5 protein-coding genes and 1 pseudogene are annotated in these 5,231 nt (G+C 73.1%); 2 read left to right on the top strand and 4 right to left on the bottom strand.

Annotated elements, in window-relative coordinates; genetic code table 11:
- Positions 1 to 619, bottom strand: a 619-nt coding sequence (locus tag ACFFNX_RS41400; protein ID WP_378211656.1) for a LysR family transcriptional regulator, incomplete at its 3' end; no start/stop codon positions are given.
- A gap of 125 nt (positions 620 to 744) precedes the next feature.
- Here ACFFNX_RS41400 and ACFFNX_RS41405 point away from each other — a divergent pair.
- Positions 745 to 2,013 (top strand): pyridoxal phosphate-dependent aminotransferase, encoded by a 1,269-nt coding sequence (locus ACFFNX_RS41405; protein ID WP_378211658.1) that lies wholly within the window; start codon positions 745 to 747, stop codon positions 2,011 to 2,013.
- Between the two features lie 54 nt (positions 2,014 to 2,067).
- Positions 2,068 to 2,886, top strand: coding sequence for a class I SAM-dependent methyltransferase (locus ACFFNX_RS41410; protein WP_378211659.1), 819 nt, complete (start codon positions 2,068 to 2,070; stop codon positions 2,884 to 2,886).
- Here the strand turns inward: ACFFNX_RS41410 and ACFFNX_RS41415 are convergent.
- The 3 genes and pseudogenes from ACFFNX_RS41415 to ACFFNX_RS41425 form a co-directional block, all read right to left on the bottom strand.
- Entirely contained in the window at positions 2,870 to 4,135 is a 1,266-nt protein-coding gene (locus ACFFNX_RS41415) for an MFS transporter (RefSeq protein WP_378211660.1), read from the bottom strand. The two genes, ACFFNX_RS41410 and ACFFNX_RS41415, sit on opposite strands and share 17 nt — an antisense overlap.
- A gap of 49 nt (positions 4,136 to 4,184) precedes the next feature.
- Positions 4,185 to 4,817 (bottom strand): TetR/AcrR family transcriptional regulator, encoded by a 633-nt coding sequence (locus tag ACFFNX_RS41420; protein WP_378211661.1) that lies wholly within the window; start codon positions 4,815 to 4,817, stop codon positions 4,185 to 4,187.
- A gap of 90 nt (positions 4,818 to 4,907) precedes the next feature.
- A pseudogene (locus ACFFNX_RS41425) lies at positions 4,908 to 5,231 on the bottom strand (rRNA cytosine-C5-methyltransferase); the annotation flags it as partial.

Raw genomic sequence — 5,231 nt, forward strand, 5'->3', positions numbered from 1 at the left:
GGCGTGACGGCTCGCCCGCGGGCGCGGCCAGCCAGGGCTCGTCGCGCCGCCGCCACAGGTCGATCTCGCGGTCGGGATCGGCGGCCCAGTGGCCGGGCGGTACGACGAGCACGAGCGGGTCGTGCAGAAGCAGCGAGAAGCGCAGGCTGCCGCCCCCGCGCGTCGGAAGCCGCCCGGTCCAGTCGTCGACCAGCGCGAGGTCGACCTCGCCGGAGCGCACCTGCCGCAGGCCGTCGCCCGGCCGCGTCTGGCGGAGCTGGAAGGTGAGGCCCTCGTGGTGGCGCAGGCTGTGCGCCAGGGCGGGCGCGAACGCCACGGCGGCCGTGGGGAACGCGGTGAGCACGATCTGCCCCGTCGGCTCGGCCTCGGACAGGTCGGCCTCGGCGAACTCGATCATCCGCAGGATGCGGTCGGCGTGGTCGGACAGCCGCCGGCCCGCGTCGGTGAGCTCGGCGCTGCGCGCGGTGCGGTCGAGCAGGGTGGTGCCGACCTCGCGTTCGAGCACGGCGAGTTGCTGGGAGACGGCGGACGGCGTGTAGCCGAGCGCCTTGGCGGTCGCCGCGATGCTGCCGCGGTCGGCGAACTCCCGCAGGAGCCGCAGCCGTCGTACGTCGAGCATAAGTTCAGCTTACGCCCGGCAGCGGAAAGCTTCGCTTGTACTGATGCACCGTTCCACTAGAGCATGGAGTCGTACCGCCGCGCGCGCAGGTCATCCAGCCAGAAGAGCTCCTTGGGAGTGAACTCATGCCAGTCGCCATATCCGCGACTCTTGCCGCCAATGAGGCCCTCGACCGCAGACGACGAAGTGGGCTGCCGGTGCTGCCCCTCGCCTTCGGAGAGGCGGGCCTGCCCGTCCTGCCGTCGCTCGGGCGACAGCTCGGCACCGCCGCCGGGCACGGCGCGTACGGCCCCGTCGCCGGCAGCACCGACCTTCGCACCGCCGCCGCGGGGTACTGGCACCGCCGCGGCCTGCCGGCCGACCCCGGCCTGATCGTCGCGGGCCCGGGAAGCAAACCGCTGCTGTACGGCCTCCTGCTCGCCATCGGCGGAGGCGTCGTCGTGCCCCGCCCGAGCTGGGTGAGCTACGCCGCCCAGACCCGCCTCATGGGCGCCGAACCGATCTTCGTGCAGACGCCTCCCGGTGAGGGCGGCGTTCCCGACCCGGACGCGCTGCGTGCCGCCGTCACGCTGGAGCGCGCGGCCGGGCGCCCGGTGAGCTGCCTGGTCGTCACGCTCCCGGACAACCCCACCGGCACGCTGGCCCGGCCGGAGACGGTGCGCCGCATGTGCGAGGTCGCCCGCGAGCTCGACCTGATCATCATCTCCGACCAGATCTACCGCGACCTGGTCTTCGACCAGAGCACCGACTTCCCCTGCCCGACGCGGTACGCCCCCGAGCGCACCGTCATCACGACCGCGCTGAGCAAGAACCTCGCCCTGGGCGGCTGGCGCATCGGTGTGGCCCTGCTGCCCGAGGCGCTCAGCGGGCTGCGCGACCGGCTCGCGGGCGTCGCCAGCGAGATCTGGTCCAGCACGTCGGGCCCGACGCAGCAGGCCGCGGCGTACGCCTTCGCCGAACCGCCCGAGGTCATCGAACGCGTCGCGGCCAGCCGGCGGCTGCACGAGGCCGTGGCACGCGCCATGGCGAAGCGCCTCACCGCCGTCGGCGCGCGGGTGCCACGCCCGCAGGGCGGCTTCTACCTGTACCCGGACTTCGAAGATCTCCGCGAGCCGCTCGGCGTGGGCACGTCGGCCGAGCTCTCGGCGCTCCTCCTCGACCGGTACGGCGTCGGTGTGCTGCCGGGCAGCGCCTTCGGCGACGCGCCGGAGGCCCTGCGCCTCCGGGTGGCGATCAGCCTGCTCTACGGCGAGACCGACGAGCAGCGGCTCACCGCCCTCACGTCCCCGGACCCGGTCGGCCTGCCGTGGATCGCCGCCGCCCTGGACCGCGCGACCGAGGTGTTCACCGACCTCACCGCCTCCTGCGAGGAGCGGGTCGCCGTCACCGCCTGAGCACCCGTTTCGCCGAACCCCCGCCGCCGGCGGGGGTTCTGGCATCCTGGGGCGATGACCGACAGGCTGAAGGTCGAGCTCACCGGCGTGCCCGAGACGCTGCTGTGGAACCTCTACCATCGCGCCGCGGAGGCCCGGCGGCCGGACGCGGTGCTGGACGACCCGAAGGCCCTCGAACTGGTCGAGGCGATCGACTTCCCCTTCGAGCGGTTCGGCGAGCCGAAGATGGCGCAGTGGCACGCGCTACGGGTGCTCTGCTTCGACCGCGCGGTCCGGCGGTTCATGACGGCGTACCCCGGGGGCACCGTGGTGGCGCTCGGCGAGGGGCTGGAGACGCAGTTCTGGCGCGTCGACGACGGCCGGGTGCGCTGGCTGACCGTCGAGCTGCCGGAGACGGTGGCCGTGCGCCGGCGGCTGCTCCCCGACGATCCGCCGCGCCGCCGTACGCTCGCCGGCTCGGCGCTCGACCACTCCTGGATGGACGAGGTCGACGCCGGGGAGGGCGTGCTGATCTCGACGCAGGGCCTGCTGATGTACCTCCAGCCGGACGAGGTCAGGTCGCTGATCGCGGCGTGCGCGGAGCGTTTCCCTGGCGGTGCGCTGATCTTCGACAGCGTCCCCCACTTCCTGGCCGAACGCAGCCGGCGGGGCGACCTGGCCCCCGAGGGCGCCTACCGGGCCCCGGCCTGGCACTGGAGCCTCGACCCCGGCGAGCACCGGAAGATCCTGGAGTACTCCCCGCGCATCGCGGGCGTCCGCGACCTGCGCTACCCGCGAGGCCGCGGCCTGCTCACCCTCGCCCCGCTGGCCGGCCACATGCCCCTGGTCCGCAAACTGCGGATGCCGATCGTCGAGGTCAGCTTCGCCGCGTGACCGCGGCGGCCGCCGGCGAGTTCGGTGCGGGCCCGTCATCGCTCGCGCGGTGGAAGGCCCGCCAGGCCAGGGCCGTGGTCGTGGCGAGAACGGCCCCGCTGACCAGAAAGATGTTCCGGATGCCCAGCGCGGCGCCCGCGAGGCCCGAGAAGCTCATGGCGAGCACGGAGACGATGCCCGGCACGACCGACATCAGCCCGATGAAGCGGCCCATCAGGGCGTTGTCCACCTCGGTCTGGGTCACCGCCCCGATCCCCGTCTGGATCACGACGGTGAGGAGACCGAACACGGAGTAGGCCGCCAGCAGGCCCGCCACGGTCGTGGTCCAGGCGAAAGAGGCGATCAGTACCGCCAGCGCGCTCATTCCACAGATGATCAGAGCACGTGGCCTGACACGCCGGGCGACGAGCGTGATGAGCACACCGCCGAGGATGTTGCCGGCGGTGTCGCCGGACTGGATCAGGCCGACCCAGCCGGTGGAGATGTGCAGCGTGTCCACGACGTATGGCGTCAGCAGCACGGCCATGGGGCTCAGGGCGAACGTGAGGGCTCCGAACACGAGGAGGAGCGCGCGAAGGGCCGGTGCGGAGCGGACGGCGCGCACACCGTCCATGACGGCCGCCCAGGTCGAGCCGTGCTCCTCGGCCGGGACGGGCGAGGAGCGAGGAATCGCCCGGATGAGCACGGCCGAGACCCCGAAGGTGACCGCGTCGACGGCGAAGGAGACCCCGTAGGTGTGCAGCGTCGTCACGAGGAGACCGGCGAGGGTGGCGCCGGCCAGTTCTCCGACGACGGTGGTGGTCTGGATGAGGGAGTTCGCGCGGACCTGTTCGCCGGCCGGAACGATCACCTGGGTCAGGGCGGCACGCGCGGGGTTGAAGAGGGTGCCGACCGCGGCCTCGGCCAGTGCGATCGCGTAGACGGGAAGCAGCGCGGACGTGAGCAGGACGACCGACGCGAGCACGCCCAGCAGGACGGCCCGCAGGACATCGGCCGCGATCATGGTCCTGCGACGGTCCCAGCGGTCCGCGTAGGCGCCGGAGACCAGGCCGATGACGATGCCGGGCACGGCGATGACGACGGTGAGCGCGCCCACGGCCGGCACCGAGTGCGTCCGTTCGGTGACGAGCAGGATGAGGGTGAGGGTGGTGAGCGCGTCGCCGAACGTCGACACGCCCTGCGCCGCACAGAGCGCCCGGAAGCGCGGGTCGCGGGCGATCGCGGGTATCCGGGCATGGGTGAACGCCACGTGGCGCCTCCGGGGTGCGAGGGGAGACTGAGGGCGGCGCGGTGGCTCGTCAGGCCGCCAGGCCGTGCAGGAGAAGGTCGGCCAGCCCGTCGGTGCCGACGCCGGCCGGCCCGGCGTCCCAGCCTCCGCCGCGGCCGAGTGCCATCACGATCGCGAGGACGAGGGTGGCGGCGTTCTCCGGAGACGTGCGCAACGTGTCCGCGCCGGCCCGCAGGACCTCGACGACCGCGGCGTGCAGACGCGTGTAGGAGGCGGTGCGGGCGTCCGAGAGGCGGTCTCGCTCCTCATCGGACAGTGACTCCGCCCGGCGCGGCCGCGTGGCGCTCGCGAGACTGACCGCGTTGACGACCGCGCCGATGCGTTCCCCCTGGGCCCGCAGGGTCTCGATCAGCGCGACCAGACGGTCCCGCAGCGGCAGGGACGGGTCGATCGCGGCCAGCTCCTGCACGGCGTGACGCGGGTCCGTCGCGTCCGCGAGGCAGGCCGCCAGCACCTCGTGCTTGTCCTCGAACGCCCGGAAGATCGTCGGCTCGCTGATCCCCGCGGCACGGGCGATCTGCAGGGTCGTCACCGACGGCCCGATCTCCACCAGCAGCGGAAGGGCCGCCTGCACGATCATCGCCCGGCGCTCGTCCACGTTCTTCCTCGCCGCACGTCGCTGCGGCACCTTGTCGGAACTCACACACCCAACATATGTAGTGAGTACTCACTACGCAAGTGATCCACTCAGCTCGCGCAAGGGTCGAAACGAGGCGGTTAAGGACCGCGGGCCTTACGGCCTGCGGCGCAGCAGGGCCAGGAACATCGCGTCGGTGCCGTGCCGGTGCGGCCAGAACTGGGCGTACGGGCCCTCCCCCAGGTCCGGGACGCCCGCCAGGTACGACGGGGAGTCCAGGCGCTCGACGTCGGCACGGCCGCGCAGCACATCGTCGACCACCACGCGGGTCTCGGCCAGATGCGGTGAGCAGGTGACGTACGCGACCACTCCGCCGGGGCGCACCGCGTCCAGGGCCGAGCCGAGGAGCCGCCGCTGCAGCGGGCCGAGTTCGGCCACGGCCTCCGGGGCGCGCCGCCAGCGGGACTCCGGCCGGCGGCG

Origin of the sequence: Actinoallomurus acaciae, from assembly GCF_042429965.1 — a bacterium.
GTDB lineage: Bacteria > Actinomycetota > Actinomycetes > Streptosporangiales > Streptosporangiaceae > Actinoallomurus > Actinoallomurus acaciae.

Excerpts from the sequence above, each read along its gene's own strand:
- ACFFNX_RS41405 (WP_378211658.1), top strand. The coding sequence starts at position 745 with ATGCCAGTCGCCATATCCGCGACTCTTGCCGCCAATGAGGCCCTCGAC.
- ACFFNX_RS41410 (WP_378211659.1), top strand. The coding sequence starts at position 2,068 with ATGACCGACAGGCTGAAGGTCGAGCTCACCGGCGTGCCCGAGACGCTG.